The organism is Anaerobacillus sp. 63XJN7_5_ISO-PGPR-S23-430 (assembly GCF_056173695.1).
Window position 1 is genome coordinate 1,435,766 of sequence record NZ_CM149686.1, and the last position, 19,931, is coordinate 1,455,696.

At 39.2% G+C, this 19,931-nt stretch carries 20 protein-coding genes; 11 read left to right on the forward strand and 9 right to left on the reverse strand.

All coding sequences use genetic code 11. The annotated features are described in order from the left end of the window. The 3 genes from AC0VYJ_RS07840 to AC0VYJ_RS07850 are packed head-to-tail and all read left to right on the forward strand — an operon-like array spanning position 1 to position 2,992. Positions 1–1,119, forward strand: coding sequence for an efflux RND transporter periplasmic adaptor subunit (locus tag AC0VYJ_RS07840; protein ID WP_475367094.1), 1,119 nt, complete (start codon positions 1–3; stop codon positions 1,117–1,119). Further along, a complete protein-coding gene (locus AC0VYJ_RS07845) occupies positions 1,116–1,808 on the forward strand; it encodes an ABC transporter ATP-binding protein (protein ID WP_430242295.1) in 693 nt (230 codons plus the stop codon). The genes AC0VYJ_RS07840 and AC0VYJ_RS07845 overlap by 4 nt, the downstream gene beginning before the upstream one ends. Next, complete coding sequence (locus tag AC0VYJ_RS07850) at positions 1,805–2,992, forward strand: ABC transporter permease (protein WP_475367095.1); 1,188 nt, start codon at positions 1,805–1,807, stop codon at positions 2,990–2,992. Before AC0VYJ_RS07845 ends, AC0VYJ_RS07850 begins: the two co-directional genes overlap by 4 nt. Before the next feature lie 38 nt (positions 2,993–3,030). Here AC0VYJ_RS07850 and recQ read toward each other — a convergent pair whose 3' ends face one another. Continuing rightward, entirely contained in the window at positions 3,031–5,121 is a 2,091-nt protein-coding gene (recQ, locus tag AC0VYJ_RS07855; protein ID WP_430242289.1) for a DNA helicase RecQ, read from the reverse strand. A 258-nt stretch (positions 5,122–5,379) separates the two neighbouring features. Here recQ and AC0VYJ_RS07860 point away from each other — a divergent pair, with 258 nt between their 5' ends. The 3 genes from AC0VYJ_RS07860 to AC0VYJ_RS07870 all read left to right on the forward strand — a co-directional run bounded on the left by AC0VYJ_RS07860 (position 5,380) and on the right by AC0VYJ_RS07870 (position 6,654). After that, positions 5,380–6,078 carry a DUF421 domain-containing protein gene (locus AC0VYJ_RS07860; protein ID WP_475367096.1) on the forward strand — a complete coding sequence of 233 codons (699 nt, stop codon included), beginning with the start codon at positions 5,380–5,382 and terminating at the stop codon, positions 6,076–6,078. 16 nt (positions 6,079–6,094) lie between these two features. Beyond that, positions 6,095–6,274 carry a Fur-regulated basic protein FbpA gene (fbpA, locus tag AC0VYJ_RS07865; protein WP_475367097.1) on the forward strand — a complete coding sequence of 60 codons (180 nt, stop codon included), beginning with the start codon at positions 6,095–6,097 and terminating at the stop codon, positions 6,272–6,274. Positions 6,275–6,531: 257 nt separating this feature from the next. Next, positions 6,532–6,654, forward strand: coding sequence for a Spo0E family sporulation regulatory protein-aspartic acid phosphatase (locus AC0VYJ_RS07870; RefSeq protein ID WP_430242421.1), 123 nt, complete (start codon positions 6,532–6,534; stop codon positions 6,652–6,654). On the opposite strand, the gene AC0VYJ_RS07875 is transcribed toward AC0VYJ_RS07870, so the two are convergent. Then, positions 6,607–6,774 (reverse strand): hypothetical protein, encoded by a 168-nt coding sequence (locus AC0VYJ_RS07875; RefSeq protein WP_194222344.1) that lies wholly within the window; start codon positions 6,772–6,774, stop codon positions 6,607–6,609. The genes AC0VYJ_RS07870 and AC0VYJ_RS07875 overlap by 48 nt on opposite strands. 337 nt (positions 6,775–7,111) lie before the next feature. Here AC0VYJ_RS07875 and AC0VYJ_RS07880 point away from each other — a divergent pair, with 337 nt between their 5' ends. Then, on the forward strand, positions 7,112–7,354 hold the full coding sequence (locus tag AC0VYJ_RS07880) for a type B 50S ribosomal protein L31 (RefSeq protein WP_048310190.1): 243 nt from the start codon (positions 7,112–7,114) through the stop codon (positions 7,352–7,354). Between the two features lie 84 nt (positions 7,355–7,438). Here the strand turns inward: AC0VYJ_RS07880 and AC0VYJ_RS07885 are convergent, their stop codons facing one another. Both AC0VYJ_RS07885 and AC0VYJ_RS07890 read right to left on the reverse strand, forming a co-directional pair. Then, the gene (locus AC0VYJ_RS07885) at positions 7,439–7,921 is read right to left on the reverse strand and encodes a sigma-70 family RNA polymerase sigma factor (protein WP_475367098.1); all 483 of its coding nucleotides are present in this window, start codon (positions 7,919–7,921) and stop codon (positions 7,439–7,441) included. Positions 7,922–8,319: 398 nt separating this feature from the next. Further along, positions 8,320–9,204, reverse strand: a complete 885-nt coding sequence (locus AC0VYJ_RS07890) for a TetR/AcrR family transcriptional regulator (protein ID WP_194221049.1) — start codon at positions 9,202–9,204, stop codon at positions 8,320–8,322. Between the two features lie 223 nt (positions 9,205–9,427). On the opposite strand from AC0VYJ_RS07890, the gene AC0VYJ_RS07895 reads away from it, so the two are divergent. Beyond that, positions 9,428–12,592: an efflux RND transporter permease subunit gene (locus tag AC0VYJ_RS07895; RefSeq protein ID WP_475367099.1), complete on the forward strand. Its 3,165-nt coding sequence runs from the start codon at positions 9,428–9,430 to the stop codon at positions 12,590–12,592. Positions 12,593–12,765: 173 nt separating this feature from the next. Then, the gene (locus AC0VYJ_RS07900; protein WP_475367100.1) at positions 12,766–13,599 is read left to right on the forward strand and encodes an STAS domain-containing protein; all 834 of its coding nucleotides are present in this window, start codon (positions 12,766–12,768) and stop codon (positions 13,597–13,599) included. On the opposite strand, the gene AC0VYJ_RS07905 is transcribed toward AC0VYJ_RS07900, so the two are convergent. Together AC0VYJ_RS07905 and AC0VYJ_RS07910 are read right to left on the reverse strand one after the other, a co-directional pair. Continuing rightward, on the reverse strand, positions 13,594–13,929 hold the full coding sequence (locus tag AC0VYJ_RS07905) for a hypothetical protein (RefSeq protein ID WP_475367101.1): 336 nt from the start codon (positions 13,927–13,929) through the stop codon (positions 13,594–13,596). The genes AC0VYJ_RS07900 and AC0VYJ_RS07905 overlap by 6 nt on opposite strands. A 299-nt stretch (positions 13,930–14,228) precedes the next feature. Beyond that, positions 14,229–14,897 carry a haloacid dehalogenase type II gene (locus AC0VYJ_RS07910; protein ID WP_475367102.1) on the reverse strand — a complete coding sequence of 223 codons (669 nt, stop codon included), beginning with the start codon at positions 14,895–14,897 and terminating at the stop codon, positions 14,229–14,231. A 167-nt stretch (positions 14,898–15,064) separates the two neighbouring features. Between AC0VYJ_RS07910 and lepB the strand changes: the two genes are divergently transcribed. Next, positions 15,065–15,619 carry a signal peptidase I gene (lepB, locus tag AC0VYJ_RS07915; protein WP_404682535.1) on the forward strand — a complete coding sequence of 185 codons (555 nt, stop codon included), beginning with the start codon at positions 15,065–15,067 and terminating at the stop codon, positions 15,617–15,619. A 308-nt stretch (positions 15,620–15,927) separates the two neighbouring features. Next, positions 15,928–16,722, forward strand: coding sequence for a CAP domain-containing protein (locus AC0VYJ_RS07920; protein ID WP_475367103.1), 795 nt, complete (start codon positions 15,928–15,930; stop codon positions 16,720–16,722). A 33-nt stretch (positions 16,723–16,755) separates the two neighbouring features. On the opposite strand, the gene AC0VYJ_RS07925 is transcribed toward AC0VYJ_RS07920, so the two are convergent. From AC0VYJ_RS07925 to AC0VYJ_RS07935, 3 genes are all read right to left on the reverse strand, one after another. Next, positions 16,756–17,430, reverse strand: coding sequence for a DNA alkylation repair protein (locus tag AC0VYJ_RS07925; protein ID WP_430242272.1), 675 nt, complete (start codon positions 17,428–17,430; stop codon positions 16,756–16,758). A 313-nt stretch (positions 17,431–17,743) separates the two neighbouring features. Further along, positions 17,744–18,589: an STAS domain-containing protein gene (locus AC0VYJ_RS07930; protein WP_430242270.1), complete on the reverse strand. Its 846-nt coding sequence runs from the start codon at positions 18,587–18,589 to the stop codon at positions 17,744–17,746. Positions 18,590–18,797: 208 nt separating this feature from the next. Next, positions 18,798–19,826 carry an SEC-C metal-binding domain-containing protein gene (locus tag AC0VYJ_RS07935; RefSeq protein ID WP_475367104.1) on the reverse strand — a complete coding sequence of 343 codons (1,029 nt, stop codon included), beginning with the start codon at positions 19,824–19,826 and terminating at the stop codon, positions 18,798–18,800. Between the last annotated feature and the right edge of the window lie 105 nt (positions 19,827–19,931).

Consider the following 19,931-nt stretch of genomic DNA (forward strand, 5'->3'; position numbering starts at 1 on the left):
ATGAAAAAGAAGATTTGGATTGCAATCGCTGTTGTTTTAGTCATTGTTATTGTAGTAGGTGTGAACATTTATCGGACTTATGCGGATAGCACGGCTACTGTTGAAGCTGAAAAAGCTATAAAGGAAGAAATAAATTCCACAGTTATGACTCCTGGAACGTTAGCAATGGCTGATGAAAGCACCCTTTATCAGGATCCTGCTAAGGGTGAAGTGAAGGAGGTTCTTGTTAAAGAAGGAGACTCCGTAAAAAAAGGAGATTCAGTACTTACATACGAGAATCAGGATTTAGAAATGGAGAAAGAGCAGAACGATATTAACATCGAGTCGCTATATCTACGAATCAATTCACTTGATAAACAAGAAAAGCGTTTAAACGAGAAAAAAAGCGACTTAGCTGATAAAGCTGGAGAAGAAGCAGCAGAAACGATGGAAGCAGAGCTTGATCAAGTGAAAATGGATAAGCGGATGGCGAATCTTGACTTACGTCAGGCATTATTGCAGCAAGATCGTTTGAAGCAGAAAATAAGCGAACTTGAAGTAACAAGTGACATTAGCGGTGTTGTGTTAGAAGCCAATGATGCAAACGCACCGCAGTCGACTCAAATGGAAAAGCCTCTTTTGCGAATTGGAAGCATGGAAAACCTTATCGTCGAAGGAACGCTTTCTGAATACGATACGTTGAACATTGAATCAGGTCAAAAAGTTACGATTACAACAGATGTGCTACCTGACGAAAAATGGGAAGCGGAAGTAATGGATGTAGGCTATTTACCGGAAGCATCGGGTGCTGAATCAAACGCTTCTGCTGTTCAATATCCGGTTACGGTTACATTAAAGAAGCCAGAAGAGTTGAATTTAAACCCAGGGTTCCAGATGATTCTTGAAATTGAAACGGAATCGCATGAAGCATTAACACTTCCATTTGAAGCGGTTCAGCAAGATGGGGAAGAATCATTTGTCTTTATTGTGGAGAAAGGCAAAGCTGTGAAACGCGAAATTGAAACAGGTTCTTCTACAACGAAGCGGATTGAAATTACGAAAGGGATCTCGACGGAAGAACAAGTTATCATCAATCCGCCGGATAAGCTTAAAGACAATATGGAAGTGACCGTAAAATGATCCAACTTGATGAGATTACAAAAAGCTATACCCTTGGTAAGGAATCGGTCAATGTTCTTAGAGGAATTAGTTTGGAAATTAATAGTGGTGAATTTGTTGCCATTATGGGCCCGTCTGGATCAGGTAAATCAACCTTAATGAATATAATTGGTTGCCTTGATCGCCCAACAACTGGATCTTATTTCTTAAATGAAGAAGATGTGTCGAAACATAAAGATCAGGAGCTAGCGAAAGTTCGAAATCAATCCATTGGTTTCGTGTTTCAACAGTTTCAATTATTACCAAGACTAACAGCGCTCAAAAATGTGGAACTTCCTATGGTTTATGCTGGTGCTTCGAAAAAAGAACGAGAAGAGCGCGCTAGAGATGCTTTGACGAAGGTCGGACTACAGGATCGAGTCGAACACCTTCCAAATGAACTCTCAGGCGGCCAGAAACAGCGTGTCGCTATTGCAAGAGCACTTGTGAATGATCCGTCTCTTATTCTTGCTGATGAGCCTACAGGAGCCCTTGATACGACTACTAGCGTTGCGATCATGGATTTGTTCGTTCAGCTTAATAAAGAAGGAACGACGATTGTTGTCGTCACACATGAACCAGAAGTAGCCGAGTATGCAAACCGTGTGATCTACGTGCGGGACGGTTTGCTAGGGCAGAATCCTCTTGCGAACAGGGGGCATACAACGTGAGTCTTTGGGAAAATATCAAAATGGCTTTGACGTCAGTCAAAGCCCATAAGATGCGTTCCATCTTAACGATGCTTGGCATTATCATCGGAGTTGCTGCCGTGATTGTCGTTGTTGCTATTGGGCAGGGCGGAGAGGCGATGCTTAAGTCTCAAATAGCCGGTGATGGAAACACGATTGAAGTATTTTACCAGCCTTCTGAAGAAGAAATGCAGCAGGGGAAATGGGAAGATAATCCCTTTACACAGGAGGATATCCGTCAGTTAGAGGGAGTGGAAAAGGTCTCGAATGTTGTGGCCTCTTCCTCTGAATTTTCTACCGCTCGACTTCGAGAAGAAGAAGCCGAAACTTCAATTACAGGTATCAATGAAGCTTATTTAGATGTGAACCAACTAAAAGTAGAAGAAGGACGTTCTTTTACAAGTGCTGATTTTCTCGGTGGTCGAAGAGTAGCCGTTGTAAGTGCAGCGATGCAGGAAGAATTATTCGAAGGTAAATCACCAATTGGAAAAATCATTCGAATTGGTGTTCAGCCTGTTGAAGTGATTGGGGTGCTTGAGAAACCAACAGGGCTTTTTGCGTTCGGTTCAGTAGAAACGTACATTCCTTGGACGGCAATGCGAAATATGCTCGGAACGAGTAACTACAGTCAGGTGACACTTCAAGTCGAGAACGCTGATGATATTCAACCGATTGGAGACCGTGCAACGTTATTATTAAATCAGCTACACGATACAGATGATTCTTATCAAGTTATTAATATGGAAGAAATTGCGCAAGGAATTGGGCAGGTAACGACCATTATGACAACCATAATTGGAAGTATTGCTGGAATTTCGCTTCTTGTAGGTGGCATTGGTGTGATGAACATTATGCTCGTTTCTGTAACGGAGCGAACGCGTGAGATTGGAATTCGCAAGTCTTTAGGAGCGACAAGGCAACAAATCTTGCTTCAGTTCCTCGTCGAATCCATTATTTTAACGTTAATTGGAGGAATCATTGGTATATTGCTAGGATCTGGTACAGCTTATCTTGTCTCCTTTTTTGCAGACTGGCCATCGTTAATCTCATGGCAGGTCGTTTTAGGAGCCGTCGTCTTTTCCATGTTTATTGGGATTGTATTTGGTTTATTACCAGCGAACAAAGCCTCAAGATTAGACCCAATTGATTCCCTTCGTTATGAATAATAAGAAAGAGGATGAGCCGGCTCATCCTCTTTTTTGCGTTAACTATTCGAAGTTTGACGATGTTTTGTTAAAGCGACCTTAATTTGAAAGTAAGTAAACGATTCGGGTAGTGCTTCTTTAATTGGCTTTAGTTTATCAAACCCTACATCTGCCGCTTTCTCAAGAATCTGATGCTCTGTTTCCTGATCGATGAGACGGCTTGTATCTTCAAGTAAACCTTCTTCCATTGCCTTTAGTAGATGACTCTCGACGGTGGTTGGACTTAACGAACGCGCTGCTGAGATGTTTGGAATGTCTTTACCTTCATCAAATAATTTTAATGAGGCTTTATGACTCGCATCCTCTGAAGACGTAGGTTTCGCTGATTTTGCCGATGAGAGTAGCTCTAGAAAGACTTCGCCATATTTATCAAACTTCATATCCCCGACGCCCTTGATCTCAAGCATTTCTTCACGTGTGGAAGGGATTTTGGCGCTCATTTCTCGCAAGGTACTATCGGCAAACACTACGTATGGTGGCACGTTGTCACGGTCGGCAATTTGCTTTCGTAGCGTCCGCAGCTGAGTAAAGAGCTGATCATCCTCTTCAATCGCTACTGGTTTACGAGCTACTTTCTTATAAATGTTTTCCTGGCCTTTTAACACAGGTAATGTTTTCTCCTGTAGAACGAGGGTGGGGTACTTACTATCAGTTAAAAGAATATATTGTTCGGCTGTTAGAAAATCAATCATATCCACAATATCCTGCTGAGTGAGATGTTTTAATAAACCAAAAGTTGAAACGCTGTCGAGTCGAAGTTCGTTCAAGCGTTTTGATTTTGATCCTTTCAGAACCTGTGCAATGATTGTTTTCCCAAATCGTTCATTCACTCGTTTAATCGTTGAAAAAATCATTTGGGCTTCACGGGTAATGTCAACCGCTTCTCTGTCATCAACACAATTGCTACATTTACCACATTGATAGCCTGGCCGCTCATCTCCAAAATAGTGAAGAATGGTTCCTTGGAGGCATTTTTCAGTATGACAATAATCTACCATCGCTTTTAATTTGGCGAGATCAGCGGATTTACGTTCAGGTTCATGTTGGTTCTGATCAATGAGAAACTTCTGCACATGAATATCACCAGGAGAAAAGAGAACAAAGCAATCACTTTCTTCTCCATCACGCCCAGCTCGCCCTGCTTCCTGGTAGTAAGATTCCATGTTCTTTGGAAGGTTGTGATGAATCACAAACCGAACATTCGATTTATCAATCCCCATCCCAAAAGCATTAGTTGCGACCATAACGGAAATGTTATCGAATAGAAATTCCTCTTGCGCTGTTTTGCGCTGCTTTTCTGTCATACCAGCGTGGTACTTGCCAACTTTGATGCCCTGTTTGTGTAAGGAAGCGTAAAGCTGATCTGCTTCCTTTCTAGTGGCGGTATAGATAATACCGGATTCAGAAGCGTTTTGGCTAAGGTATTTATCGATAAATGATTTTTTCTTCTCTCCTTTAATAACAGAGAAGTGCAAGTTTTCCCTGGCAAATCCGGAGATAAAGGTTTGCTCTGGGGTTATGTTTAAGATTCGCTGAATATCCTGAATAACTTCAGGTGTTGCCGTAGCTGTTAAAGCAACGACGGGAGGCTGCACTTCAAAGTGATGAAGCATCTGGCTAATCTTCATATAACTAGGTCTGAAATCATGCCCCCACTGGGAAATACAATGGGCCTCATCGACGGCAATTAGCGAAATCTTAGTCCGCTTAAGCAACCGCTGAAACGTTGGTGCTTCTAAGCGTTCTGGAGCGACGTACAGTAACTTTATTTCTCCACTTTCAGCTTCAGCCATACGGTCTCTAATTTCAGTCTCTGTAAGTGAGCTATTAATATAGGCAGCTTCTATACCGTATCCGGCAAGCGCATCAACCTGATCTTTCATTAGTGAAATTAGCGGTGAAATGACGATCGTTAATCCATCTGATAGAAGAGCAGGAATTTGGTAACAAATTGATTTACCTCCACCAGTAGGCATAATGCCAAGCGTATTATAGTTAGATAGAACACTTGAAATGATCTGTTCCTGTCCACCTCGAAATTGATCATACCCAAAATGATGTTTAAGTTGTTCTCGTGCTTGTTGGAGCATCGTATCTTCCTTTCTGGTTCGTCAGAAGTTCGTTTGCTTTTCTCATCTTACCGTACCCGTTGAATTGTGTATAGACAACCTCCGTGATTCTTTAAAAATGGAAATGATCACTGCAAAGGTTAACGAACAAGATTACTAAAAGCAGTCATTAATCATTCTTTCAGTATTAATATAGGATAAATGTTTAGGAAATGGGCAAAATGGTAGAATGTGCAAATAAAAAGTGGTTTTTAAGCGTAATCAAAGGGGAACATGAGTATGGTGGACTGGTTTGAAGTTATACTAAGATCTTTGTTTATTCTTATCGGACTATTTTTCATCACAAAGCTTCTAGGGAAAAAGCAATTATCTAAACTTTCCTATTTTGAATATATTGTTGGCATCATTATTGGTGACATTGCCGGTAGTTTATCAATGGACATCGAGGTAAGCGTTATTCACGGTATAACGAGTCTGTTAATATGGACGCTTGTTTCTGTGTTACTCAGCTATTTATCGATGAAAAATAAAAAAGTAAGAGATTTCGTGGAAGGAAAAGCACGAATTTTTATAAAAGATGGCAAGATCCTTGAGGACAACTTAAAGAAAGAGCGTTTTACAATTGATGAACTGCTAGAAATGCTCCGCAAAAAAAGCGTCTTTTCTGTAAATGAGGTAGAGTTTGCACTATTTGAAGCGGATGGAGAGCTCAGCGTTTTACTAAAGCGAGATTATCGGATGATACGACCATCAGAACTGTGGCTTCATCTTCCCGAAGAGAAAGAGCCTAAAACCGTAATTATGGATGGAGAAATCATTAAAGGAATGCTCATTGAAGTAGGGAAGAGCGAAGAGTGGCTGAGAAGCTACCTAATAGACAAGCAGGTGGTAGTAGAAGATGTTTTTCTTGCGCAGCTTCACTCTGATGGAAAGCTAACGCTTGATTACTATGAAGATGGTATTTCGGAAGTTGAATAGCACAATGGAGGATGTTATGGAAAAAGAAGGATCGTTCCGATCAAAAGAAGAGCTTATCGTGCTTCTTCTAGATCGTGGAATATATAAAGTGAAGCACAAGCAATTATACGAGTGCTCCCAAACAGAATTGTACTACTACTATCTTTCTATAACGAGAGATAAATTACAACGATTAACTACAAAGGTTAGTTCGTAACAGCTTCTATTTAGAAGCTGTTATTTTTATGAATGAATGGTCTTATAATAAGAATTTGTTCGAATAGTGTAAAGAACATTTTAATAAAGAAATAGAGTCATTTTGTCTAGTTTTGGCGAAAGCCTTCACAAGTCATAAAATAATTTGGATAATAGAGCTTGTACTTAAACCGATAGGAGGGGTGACGAACTTTGTTATATGTTAAACAGGACGCAAAAGAAGAATTGCTTCACTGGATAAAGCGTAAGCAAGAGGAAATGATTGAGATTGGTACATCTAAAGGAATTTCACATAAAGAAACTTTACAGTGTAGTCAGGAGTTGGATGATTTACTAACTTCGTATCAACGTTTGGCCTCCGTCAACCAACTTAGAAGTTAACCTTTGGATCGAGTGAAAAATGGCTTCCTTAACGACTGGTGGATAATCGTTTTGGAACTCACGAATACAATCACGAATTTGTTGAATTAGTATAATCTCCTCACGAACTGCATCGTTCATTTCAACATCCTCCTCGAGATTCAGTTTATACACCAATCATGACAAATTAGATGCTAAATCGTCAATCCTTTTTACTTAAAATCGTTCAAATGTTCTTATAAAATTCATTATTTTCTGTTAAATTAAGTCTTTTGTACTATATGGCTTGTATGACCTACATAATGTTCTTTAATTTTCTTAAAAAAATTTCATACAATGTTTGAACAAATGGCTCAAAAATTATATACTAGAAAGGACGGGTTTTGGTGCCCATTAATATGTGGCCCCAAACCTCTGTTTATTTCTATAACATTCATTTAACGTAAATGATGATTTGATTGATAAAGGAGGTCTAGCAATGAAGGAAGGAATCCATCCAAAATACCAGCAAGTTGTATTTTTAGACGTTAGTACTGGTTTTAAGTTTCTAACTGGTTCTACTATGGGATCTAACGAAACGATTGAGTGGGAAGACGGTAGCGAATATCCACTAATCAAAGTTGATATTAGTTCTGAATCTCACCCATTCTACACTGGTCAGCAGCGCTTTAACGATGCTGGTGGTCGTGTTGAAAAGTTCAAAAAGAAATACAACCGCTAATAAAAGTAGAAAACACTCTGAGGAGTGTTTTCTTTTTTTGACTAAAAATATACGATGAAAGTGATCGGAGCATTTATAAAACTTTCAAAACGATAAAAGCTGTTTTCGTAACTTTGATAATGCGCTTTTTCTCCAGGATTTCACTGCTTCAATGCTCACTCCTTCAACCCCAGCTAATGTCTTAAGGGATTCCCCGCCCAAAACGACCATGTTCACCCATTTACTCTGCTTTTCTGTAAGATTACTTAAGTCTAGTTCAGGTAATAGAGTTTGTTGATGAACTGGTAGCCTTTCTTCATATTCACTCCAATCTGAGTGAAGAGCGAGCTGTTTAGACAATCGTATTTCTTGGCGACATTCATCAATTAGCTTTCCACGGACTTTCATGTAGGCGTAAGATGAAAAACTTCCTTTCCCATGTTGATAGCTTTCAGCACATTCCCATAGGGCGATCATGCCTACCTGTTCATATCTCATATAATGGTTTGTAAGATGAAGCTTTTTAATCTGACTTTTGATGAGTGGCATGTATTGTTCAACCAAATCTTCAAATACGCTATCTTCCAATGAAATTTTCTCCTGAAATCAGGTGCACCTTACTTTTATTCCGCCGGTAAATCAGACGATACGTGAATAAGAGAGAAGAGTCATATGAGCAAACTTAGAGTTTTGTCTAGGAGAATCGGTATGTACATCACGTCATGCTTGTGAGAATGGGGAGTACAGCTATACTCATAATTACCTAACAGGGAATCTTTCCTTTTTCATATTCGGTATACCAAAATCTTAAAGAAACATAAAAAAACGATCTAAGATTAGATCGTTTTCGGAGGAGAGGACTTATGCTTTTCGATAGCAAAGCTGGGCGTTAATGCCTTTTAATTGAAGTTCGCGGACAATACGTCTTAACTCTTCTTTTGTTAGGAGCGGCTCTTTCACAATCTTCCACCTCCACTAATTTGGGATTACTGATCGAGTTCCAGTGCGTCAATAAGTGCAGTCTTATATAAGTCAAGTTCGGAGAATCCTTCAAACTGATGTAGCATTCCTTTAAAGATAAAGCGACGCGGGTTTGGATCACTTACTTCCTTCTTCAGAAATTGAATGGTTTCAAGCAGCTCTTTACGCTGGTTTTCTTGAATGTTCATTCGATTAATCAACGTAGCCATTTCATTCAATATATGAGAAGGGGATTTTCGCTCGCACCCATCTGAATGACTCATGTTCTGGAAGATTGCAGAGGCATGATCCAATGAGAGGAAGGGGGCAGTGTTATTTTCTAACATACCGCTTACCATGTCATTCAAGCGACTTAATATAAAGCGTGGAAGATACTCCAGGTCTAAGTCAGCATTCTGTAAGACAATTAGCTTAATATAGGAGGAGTACATACCATCTAGGAGCAAAACACAGTCCGGGAGAATCGGAGTAATCCGATCGCCATATAAGTCTTGAATGCTACTCGCTAACGTTTCAAGGGACTCCATTCTTATCTTAAGAATTAAATCGTCTATTTCTTTGTTCATCGAAATAGCTTGTTCCCTGAATTGCATAATAATAAACTCTTTATGATGCAAAATTTCTTGTGCCTGAACGTAAAGCAGCTTCTCAAGCCGTTCTTCAGGGGTGAAGGAATCTAATTTCGCTTCTGATATTTTCTTTTTTAATTTCTCATAATAATAAGCGAAAATGGAATAAAGCACATCATCTTTAGATTGGAAGTGGAGATAGACGGCTCCTTTAGAAATTCCACTTTCATTAGCGATTTCCTGTATAGACGTGGAATGGAATCCTTTTTTGGCAAAAAGCTGCATCGCCGTTTCAAGGATTACTTTCTTTTTTTCATTCATCTTACACCTCTGTTCGCCAGTAATTTTACTGACCGGGTTTTGATGACCGATTGGTCACATCTATTATATCATGTTCAAGATTTTTTTCCTAATCTCATTTTTTACGTATATTTTACAGTGATTTGTAAACAAAATAACTTGAATTATAACGTTTAATTAAGTATAGTTATTGTGTAATGACCGGTCAGTCATAGCAGAAGTAGAAAAAAGGAGTGGAAGCTGCTTGAGAAAGCTGATTCAATTTTCATTAAATAATAAGTTTGCAGTTTGGTTATTAACGATTATCATAACCGCTGCCGGATTATACTCAGGGTTTAATATGAAGATGGAGACTATTCCAAATATTAATACCCCGCTCGTGTCCGTGACGACAGTGTATCCTGGTGCAACACCAGAAGAAGTGTCTGATAAAGTATCAGAACCAATTGAAAACAAAGTGGAAAGTCTCCCAGGAGTGAAGGTCGTTAGTTCATCTTCATTTGAAAATGCTTCGAATGTGCAAATTGAATATAATTTCAGTAAAAACATGGATGAAGCTGAAGATGAAGTAAGGGAAACCATTCAGTCACTTTCATTACCTGAAGAAACGCAAGACCCAGACGTGTCACGACTAAGTTTTAATGCTTTCCCAGTCATGTCACTAAGCGTTTCAGAGAAAGATCGTTCACTTACAGAATTAACCCAGCGTGTAGAAGATGATGTACTTCCAGCTGTTGAAGGCGTGGAAGGCGTTTCTTCTGTATCGATTGCTGGGCAGGAAGTCGAAGAAGTATCCTTCTCATTTAAAGATGAGAAAATGGAAGAGTACGGTTTAGACGAAGAGACTGTTAAGAATCTCATTAAAGGTTCTGCTGTTAACATTCCTCTTGGGCTATATAACTTTGACGATAATCAAAAAGCCGTTGTTGTAGACGGTAATGTATCGTCATTAGAAGATTTAAAAGAACTTGAAATTCCAGTCATTCCATCACAGCAGGGTCAGGGAGCTCAAGCAGGCTCAGCTCCTCAAGCACCTTCATCAACTGATGGTGCACAAGCCCCGTCCGCTTCTGCTGAAGGAGCTAGCGAAGCTCAAGCACCACCGAAAGTTCCAACCGTTCAGCTTCAGGACATTGCAGACATTGAATTAGTTGGGGAAGCGGAATCAATTTCACGTACGAACGGTCAAGAATCGATTGGTATCCAAGTTACAAAGAGCGCAGATGCTAACACTGTTGATGTTGTAAATGGTGTGAAAGATAAAATTGCATCACTTGAGGATTCGAATAGCGACATTAGTATTGTGACGATATTCGACCAAGGAGAACCTATCGAAGAATCTGTTAGTACAATGTTGAATAAAGCGATTATTGGAGCGATTTTCGCAGTACTAATCATCCTATTGTTCTTGCGTAACATTCGCTCAACTTTAATCTCAGTTATTTCAATACCGCTGAGTTTGTTAATCGCATTGTTAGTTTTAAATCAATTAGATATTACACTGAACATTATGACGCTTGGTGCGATGACGGTTGCGATCGGTCGTGTTGTCGATGATTCCATTGTTGTCATAGAGAATATCTATCGACGTATGGCCATTGAAGGCGAGAAGCTACGAGGGAAAGAACTCATTACAGAAGCTACGAAGGAAATGTTCGTTCCAATCATGTCTTCTACCATTGTAACCATTGCCGTATTTCTACCACTTGGCCTAGTACAGGGGCCAGTAGGTGAACTATTCTTACCGTTTGCACTAACGATGGTATTCGCTCTACTAGCATCATTGCTTGTTGCGATTACCATTGTGCCAGCGATGGCTCACTCTCTCTTTAAAAAAGGGCTTGTGAAAAAAGAAGGAAAACCTTCTCATAAAGAAGAAGGCAATAGTCGTCTTGCGAACGGTTATAAGAAGATGCTGAATTGGGTACTCAATCATAAGCTGATTACATTTGGAGCAAGTCTACTTGTATTAGTAGGAAGTCTTTTCCTCGCACCGATTGTTGGCGTAAGCTTCTTACCTTCCGATCAAGAGAAAATGATTGTAGCGACCTATAATCCAGAGCCTGGTGAAACGACTGAGAATATCAATGATCTCGCTCTTGAAGCGGAAGATTATTTCCTTGATAAGGAAGATGTTGATACAATTCAGTTCTCAGTTGGTGGAGAAAATCCAATGAATCCAGGTGCAAGTAACCAGGTTCTCTTCTTCGTAAGTTATGATGAAGAAGCAGAAGGATTTGAAGAAGAACGCAAAAACGTTCTTGAAGATTTGAAACAAATGACTGAAAAAGGTGAATGGGGCTATCAGGACATCTCTGCTTCTGGTGGAAGTAACCAGATCACATTAGTTGTGAATGGAGAAACAATGGATGACCTTGGTCCAGTTGTTGAAGATGTAACGGCCGTTCTAGAGAAAGAAAAAGATCTAACAAATATTAGTTCTAGTATTTCTGAATCCTACGATCAGTTTACGATTGTAGCAAATCAAGAAAAACTAAGTGAGCTAGGGCTATCAGCTGGTCAAATAGGAATGGAGCTTCGAAACACAGGGGAAGCACCAGTTCTTACAACTATTGAAAAAGATGGAGAAGAAATAAATGTCGTTCTTGAAGTGAGTGAGAAGACATATAAAGATCAAGAAGATTTAGAAGGTACAACGATTACGTCACCACTTGGTATGGATGTACCTCTAAGTGAGATTTCAACGATTGAAGAAGGGGAGTCTTCTAACACAATCACTCGTCGCGATGGCAAAGTGTATGCTAACGTGACAGCGGAAGTACTTGATGACAATGTTGGTCAAGTTTCTGCAGATGTGCAAGAAGCCATTGATAACATGGACTTACCGGACTCTTCAGAAGTAAGTCTCGGCGGAGTAACTCAGGATATTAATGAGTCCTTTACTCAGCTCGGTTTAGCAATGCTTGCTGCTATTGCGATTGTGTACCTGGTTCTTGTTATTACCTTCGGAGGTGGTCTTGCACCACTTGCGATCTTGTTCTCACTTCCGTTTACCGTGATTGGTGGACTAGTCGGACTATTGATTGCTGGAGAAACAATTAGTATTTCTTCCCTAATTGGAATGCTCATGTTAATCGGTATTGTTGTAACAAATGCGATTGTACTGATTGACCGCGTGATTCATAAGGAAAAAGAAGGATATACAACAAGGGAAGCGCTACTTGAAGCTGGTGGTACGCGACTTCGACCGATTCTAATGACTGCACTTGCGACAATTGGCGCATTAGCACCACTTGCATTCGGTTTAGAAGGCGGAGCGCTCATCTCTAAAGGACTTGGGGTCACTGTTATTGGTGGTTTAACAAGTTCAACTCTTCTTACGCTAATTATTGTGCCTGTTGTGTACGAATTCTTCATGAAGTTTAGAAGGAAACCCAAAAGCGAATAGAGAATAAAAGATGGAGGCCGGTGGGGCCTCCATTTTTTTGTGCTTTGATTGGGTAAATAAACATGCGAATCGCACTGTTTTTCTAAATGAGTTGTCAGATGTGTACAAAATGGTATTTTCGGGAAACAATGAACTATTAATGATGAAAATGATGTAATAGGAGAGACATAACAATGGAAAAAGTGGAAGTAATGTATGTGGAATATTTTCATGAGCGTCTAGAAGAGATTGGAGACAAATGGACGAAGCGCCTACAACTTTTGGTTGATGAGAGAGAAGCAACCGATACGGCAGTTCTTAAAGTACCGGAATTAAAAAACGAAATTCAGTTATTCTGTTCGGATTTTGTAAAACAAATGATTTTTCTTGAATCAAATAGTAGGGATGTTCTAGGGTGGGCTGAAAGAATGGTAGGGATTTTTTCGAATCACACCTTTTCTCTACAGCAGTCAGTGGCAAGCCTAACCTATCTCAGACAAATTCTTTGGGACGTGATGGTAGAGTTTAGTGCACAAGAAGATCAGCTGATTGAAGCAAGTCGATTAGCTGAGTGGGGTAGTTACATGAACAAGTCGTTTGATTTGCTTCTTCATAAGGTGACTGTCTATACCAATCAATTAAATGAAGAACAGATTGCAGCTCAGCAAACAAAGATTACTGAACTAAGCGTGCCAATCATTCCGATTTCAAAAGAAATTGGCGTACTCCCCCTGATAGGAACGATTGACACATACCGTGCATCTCTTATTCAGCGAAAAGGAATTGAACGTAGTGCTGATCTACAGCTGTCCTATCTTGTAATCGATTTATCAGGCGTACCAATTATGGATACGATGGTAGCAAATGAGATCTTTCAACTCATCAACATGCTTGAACTCTCAGGTATTGAATCGATTTTAACGGGTATTCGGCCTGAAATTGCGCAAACAGCTGTTCAGCTTGGAATTGATTTTAATAATGTGAATACTTATGCTCACCTGCATCAAGCTTTGAGTGCTATTCTATAGCATGCAGGTGAGGTGATCATTAAGCAATTGATAATTGCCATGCTTCAATAAAAAGAGAGCTATGATGTATTTGCTATTACGCTTAAGGATGCTAATGTTATAAAAGAATTGCTTTGAAAGCTCGCGATAAGGTAATTTTCTCGACTTGAAAATACTCCTTACAAGATCTTCCGTTGAAGCTAGTTTAAAGGCTATTTCTCTACACAAGTCTCGAGTCGCATGCTCTGCCGGCGTACTAGCCGGCAGTTTTTTAAGTGAAATACGAAATAATCGTAGCTGTTCCTGATAGCGAATGATTTCCTTCTGAATTGAATAATTTACATTAATCATAGTCCAAGCACCTGGCTTCTTTCTCTCAAATTTTAGTAAATGAACGCTTTGATGTGTAGATTATACGGCTAAGCATTGTGCTGGTCAATGGGCCTATTTTGGTGAATGGGTGATTTGGCTGTGGGTCTAAAGTATTGTTCGTGTTGAAGAACGCTCTTGTAATCTCTGATACAAGCATGGATAACAATTTCAATACGAAAACCTGAACTTTCGTTCAGGTTTTCGGAAGTATATTTAATTCTTTTATTTTAAGGCAAGGGGCGAAACGTGAAGAAATCCATATGATCTCGAATGAAGTGCTACGACCAGTTCGTTATACCACTTAACTCATGGTAGATACTATCTGGTTGAAGGTTTAGCTTTTCAACAGGGTTTTCGTTACGATTAATCCAGGCTGTATGAAAACCGAAGTTCTTGGCACCAGATATATCCCATCCATTTGAAGACATGAACAGAACTTCTTCTCGCTTAAGCTCAAGGAAGTCAAGTGCATGAGTATAAGCAGCAGGTGATGGTTTGAATTGTTTAATGTGATCTGCGCTTATAATGTAATCCAGGTGTTCAGATAGAGGAGATTGCTTTACGAGCGGATCGAGCATATCGTGTGAACCATTTGAAAAAATAGCAAGCGTCATACCTTGTGCTTTTAATTCTTGAAGTACCTTTGGAACCTCTTCATATACACCTAGTTGCTGATAAGCTTCGAGAAGAATTTCCTCATTCTCATGGCTTAATTCTGTCTCTGCTTCTTCTACAGCATAACGAAGGGCATCTCGAGTAACCTCAGAAAAAGGTCGGTAGTTTCCCATCATTTGTCTGAGATAGCTATATTCAAGCTGTTTTTTTCTCCAACTTTGACTGATTTGATCTCCTTTACTAGGAAACAGCTCTTCACACTTTTTAGATACTGAATAAACATCAAACAACGTACCATATGCATCAAATACGAAAGCCTTTATATTTTTCATAAGAATCCTCCTTTAAGGATGTAACTTGATTAAGTGTTCCACAAAAAGAAGGGAAGATAAAACTTTTTGCTCAAAATAGGCTGAAAGACAGTGGTATTCATATGGAACTTTATAGGAAAATTATGCTAGACTTAATATAGAATCTTGATTGAATGCTGGAGGGCGAAATGAAAACAGAAATAGAAGCAAATTGGCTAAAAGATTGGGGGGCACCTCTCCTTTTTGCTATTATCCTGGCATTTGTGATTAAAATGTTTATCATCGCTCCATACATTGTAGAAGGAGCTTCAATGGATCCAACCCTACATGATGGAGATCGTCTGCTCGTTAACAAATTCATCTCCTATGTGCAGGAAGAGCCAGCAAGAGGAGACATTATTATTATTAAGGATGAAGATGCAGAGAAGCATTATGTGAAACGAGTAATTGGATTACCTGGAGACATTATCGAAATGAGTCAGGATAACCTTTATGTAAACGACAAACAGCTTAAAGAACCTTACTTAGACGGAAATCGTGCTGATGCAGAAACAATGGGAATGAGATTAACCGAAGATTTTGGTCCGATCGAAGTACCCGAAGGTCAGCTTTTTGTGATGGGTGATAATCGTTTGAGAAGTATGGATAGCCGAAATGGTCTTGGGAAAATTGAGTTGGAAGAAGTCGTTGGAAAAGCAGAAGTGGTGTGGTTTCCCTTTAAAGAAGTGAGGTCAACAAATTGAAGTAAACAAGAAGGGCGTAATCGCTCTTCTTGTTTTTGTTACGCTTTTGAAACAGTTGAAATGAAACGTTAACAGTAAGTCGCCGCCTAATATATGGATCTTTTACCAAACTTAAAGTTTCAAGTATATTAAGAGATTCTGCTCATAACCGTTGATATAAAAGGGTTTTTATGAATAATTAACTTGATTTATACGAAAAATCACCTGGTATGAATTACTAGCATAGGAAGTTATTATGGTCTTTTAGACTAGCAATCTTATGATATTCTCAGTGTGTAAGAAATTTCACCAATCAGGGAGGAATCACATTGAAAAAGTCAATTATTCTAGGTGTCACAGCGGCAGCAGCCCTGCTGGCAGCAAACCCATCAAATAGTTCTGCTAATACAGGCGACCAACACGCTGTCAAAGCAGAAGTTAATGCGCAAACATTCCAGGTCAACAATATAAATGAGTTGCAGTCTATTCTGGATCGTTTCGAAAAACAATATAATATTTCTATTAAAGATTCTATTAATCTAGATCAGATTTTCCAACAGCAAGGTAATACTGAACAGCCAGCACAAGAGGAGCAGGCTGAGAAATCTGAAGCTCCTTCTGAAGAGCCAGCTAAAGAACAAGCCGAAGCTCAAGAAGCTACACCTTCTGAAGCACAGCCAGAAGAAGCGCCTGCACCAGAGACAGAGCAGGCAGAACCAGCTAAAGAAACTAATGAAGACACAGGATTATCAGAATTTGAACAACAGGTTGTTAATCTTACAAATGCAGAGCGTGAAAAAGCTGGATTGCCTGCACTTGAAGTAGATACTGAACTTAGTAAAGTAGCACAAGCAAAGTCTGAAGATATGAGAGATAATAACTACTTTGCTCACAATAGCCCAACGTATGGCTCACCATTCGATATGATGAACCAGTTTGGCGTAGATTATCAATCAGCTGGAGAAAACATTGCTAAAGGACAACAAACACCAGAAGAAGTTGTGAACGCTTGGATGAACAGTGAGGGACACCGTAAGAACATTATGAACGGTAGCTTCACACATATTGGTGTTGGTTATGTAGAAGAAGGAAATATTTGGACACAACAGTTTATTGGTAAGTAATAATAGATTGATAACCCATCTCTAGTAGATGGGTTATTTTTTTTGCTTGTTAATAAACTTACTAGCTTCACGTTTGCTAAGAGGGGGTAAAGTATAATTCTCTAAGAAGTTTTTCACGATTTCAGAATCTATTTTGGAATATTCTCTGAGCGACCAGCCGATCGCTTTTTGGATGAAAAATTCATTTGAATCTTTGAGTAGTAGGATGTATCTTTTGAGTCGATCGAAATCTGTGGAATCTTTATAAGAAAGTTGAAAAAGAAGCGCACTACGGTTTAGCCATAAGTTTGGACTGTTCACCCATTCCTCTGTTATCGGTGCAATTTGATCAGGATATTGTTGAAAGTAAATACCTGCACTATGGACAGCAAGTCCATCTACAGTATCCCACCAGGATTTTGTGATAATAAGTTGCTCAATAAGATCGATATAGTCTTTGGGAAAACGTTTGACTCGGTCAAGAAGATCGAGGGCGGCATTCTGATACTCTCGTTCTGGTAATGCCCATAGCTTTTCAAGCAGTTCTTTAAGGGTATCGAGATCTGGTTTTCCATGAATTTTAAGCGCATTAATAACAGCTTTCCTTCTTTCTGGTGTCTTAATGCCGAGAAAAGGAAATTGATTTCGCATATACTTTTCCATTTTTTTAGATTGCTCTGGATTTTGGAGCGGTTCAAGCTCTTTTTGAATAATGGATACAGTTAACATGTTTCTTACCTCCTTCCTACATTTTACAAAATATTTGGTTTTTATTGGAATGATGATAATATACTTTAATAAAGTTTTTTCTGCAAATAGAAGAAGGCGCGTCTTTTGACGCGCCTTCTTCTTTACTAAAATAAGGAGGTTTCCCGGGGGAGGGAAGGGATGCATTAATTTACTATACGTTGGAACCAGAGAAGCTTTCCGGGTTGGGAGAAAGCTTCTCTGGAATGACTAAAGTATAGCAGGCTTTCATGAAAATATGAGGATTATGGGATGTTTTTGATAAGAATGACAGATTTGTGAACAGCGTAATGAACTAAACAGAAGGATTAGAAAGAACGGCTAATTCAGTAAGTGCATTGTGAAGACTGGATTTGATGGTTAGTTTGTGTAAATCAATTCCTAACTGTACAGCTGAAATCGATATCGAAGGACTTATGCCGGTCAGTGTCACCTGAACTCCCATAAGGCTTAGCGCTTCTGTTATGTCAAACAAGTGTTTTGCGACCATCGTGTCCATTGTCACAACTCCTGACAAGTCAATGATCATATGGTCGAGTTCAAGTTTACGAGATTGATCAAGCGTTTTCTCCATGATTAGTGTTGCGCGGTACGTATCAATATTACCAACAAGTGGAAGAATAGCGAGATTTTGAATAATAGGAATGATCGGTGTAGAAAGTTCTTCCAGAGTCGAGTTATATTTAGTTTCAAGCTGCTGATTACTAGTGATATAAGAACTCCCATAGCTATACACAAACTGGTCAAGAAGAGGATCTATCCTACTTGGTAATTGAATGACATCCCGTGGTTTCATATTTAAATTTTCAACGATTGGTTCGATTGCCTCCCATATCGCTTCTCGAATGAGAGGTACAGTCACAATTAGAGAAATGATCATTTCATTTTCGTCTTGAACGAGTTCGCCAGATTCTTCTCCAAATTCTTCGATTGCTGCAAATGCGTTCACAGTGTCTTTTTGAAGACTTTTACCAATCAATTTTATAAGATAGGTCGTGTTTTTTATGGAAAGTTTCGGTTCATTATTAAAATCTGCGTCATCAAGGTCCTGGCGCTGACGTTCATATGTACTTTGTGCAATCTCCAAGGCTTGTTCAAGTATATAAGTTCCTACTTTTTGAGTAGATGTTTGATCGGTCACTTCAGTTCCCCCTTTTTCGTGTTAGCCATGTTCGTTTCTATTGTTGATTCTACCTTTTGCTCGAAGCGATTGGTTATCACAGAGCATTAAGCATTTGAAAACAACAATGGTCCTTAACATAACCCTTTTATTATATCTTATATGTAAATCGAAATTAATGAAAAAGCTGGCTTAAGGTTAAACCAGCTTAAATGTGTGATCATTAATTTTAGTTCATGACAGGGATAAAGCGTTCGTGGAAGGCTTTATATTTACTAGAAATACTAGAAGCAGATGTTCCATATTTTTTCGCAAGAGCACTCTGGCTGATTGAAGTGTCATAAACTTTGGCAGCAAGATATTCAAGAGATGCTGCAAAGATAGAAGATTTTCTAACAATAGGCTTTTCATCATCAGCATATTTCTTCCAAAAACGAAGAATTTCTTGAAGTTGTTCCTGAGAGTACTCATCACTAACCTGCTCCATAAAGAGTGAAGCTACTTCTGCATCTTCTTTTCTAGACCAAATCATTTCAATCGATTCGTTTGATTCTTCTGAACCGTTGCCGTGCTTCACAATTTGACTAAGTACTTCTGGGAAATCACGTTGCATCATGGAACGAACATTGTAGTTCGCTTCTTCTGATGAAAGTTTCTTTTCCACCATTTCCATAGCATCTGGTGCGATTTTAAGAAGTTCAATAAATGGCATGGCACCATTTTTGACAGGGAGAAGAATGCCTGCTAGACTTTCTCCGCTAGTAAGGATCACTTCTTCATGTAAAAGGATACTGATCGGTTGGTTTGACCCGAGTTCTTTTACGACCGCTGTGTGACCTGATGCTTCTTCCACTGTATAAATAGACATGTATGCATCGCGCCAGTCGTTCACAGTTTCTTTAACTTTCTCAGTAGAGAAGGTGTGCGAATAAAGTTGAAGATATTCTCTAATAATGGTTTTGTTCCACTGGTTAAGAGATTGATGGAAAATGGCCCACGGGAAAATACCGTGCATATAAGCTTCCTCAAGGTTTTTGGGGATTTCAAAACGGTTGAATAAATCATTTGCTAGAGAGACCATTTTTTGATCATGTTCACTCATAGCATACTCTACAAGCTGTGCTTGAATTGTATATAGTTCTTGTGTATAGAGCTGTTCTTCTAATTGATCCTGTGCACTTTCAGATGTCATACAGCATTTTTTATATTTTTTGCCGCTGCCACAAGGACAGGGATCATTTCTTTTTGTTTTTTGCAATGTTGCTTCCTCCTTCAGGTCAAGCTTATTCGAGAATAAGAGACGAATGATATTTTAGCATAGAAATGGCTAGAAGCACAAAAAATGGACAAAATCCGAGCGGAA

Coding starts and splice junctions, on each gene's coding strand:
- recQ (WP_430242289.1), bottom strand. CDS start 5,121: ATGCTCCAACAAGCACGAGAACAACTTAAACATCATTTTGGGTATGAT.
- AC0VYJ_RS07905 (WP_475367101.1), bottom strand. CDS start 13,929: ATGATTAATGTAAATTATTCAATTCAGAAGGAAATCATTCGCTATCAG.
- AC0VYJ_RS07910 (WP_475367102.1), bottom strand. CDS start 14,897: ATGAAAAATATAAAGGCTTTCGTATTTGATGCATATGGTACGTTGTTT.
- AC0VYJ_RS07925 (WP_430242272.1), bottom strand. CDS start 17,430: ATGTTAACTGTATCCATTATTCAAAAAGAGCTTGAACCGCTCCAAAAT.
- fbpA (WP_475367097.1), top strand. CDS start 6,095: ATGGAAAAAGAAGGATCGTTCCGATCAAAAGAAGAGCTTATCGTGCTT.
- AC0VYJ_RS07845 (WP_430242295.1), top strand. CDS start 1,116: ATGATCCAACTTGATGAGATTACAAAAAGCTATACCCTTGGTAAGGAA.
- lepB (WP_404682535.1), top strand. CDS start 15,065: ATGAAAACAGAAATAGAAGCAAATTGGCTAAAAGATTGGGGGGCACCT.
- AC0VYJ_RS07900 (WP_475367100.1), top strand. CDS start 12,766: ATGGAAAAAGTGGAAGTAATGTATGTGGAATATTTTCATGAGCGTCTA.
- AC0VYJ_RS07840 (WP_475367094.1), top strand. CDS start 1: ATGAAAAAGAAGATTTGGATTGCAATCGCTGTTGTTTTAGTCATTGTT.
- AC0VYJ_RS07860 (WP_475367096.1), top strand. CDS start 5,380: ATGGTGGACTGGTTTGAAGTTATACTAAGATCTTTGTTTATTCTTATC.
- AC0VYJ_RS07875 (WP_194222344.1), bottom strand. CDS start 6,774: ATGAACGATGCAGTTCGTGAGGAGATTATACTAATTCAACAAATTCGT.
- AC0VYJ_RS07890 (WP_194221049.1), bottom strand. CDS start 9,204: ATGAATGAAAAAAAGAAAGTAATCCTTGAAACGGCGATGCAGCTTTTT.
- AC0VYJ_RS07880 (WP_048310190.1), top strand. CDS start 7,112: ATGAAGGAAGGAATCCATCCAAAATACCAGCAAGTTGTATTTTTAGAC.
- AC0VYJ_RS07870 (WP_430242421.1), top strand. CDS start 6,532: ATGATTGAGATTGGTACATCTAAAGGAATTTCACATAAAGAAACTTTA.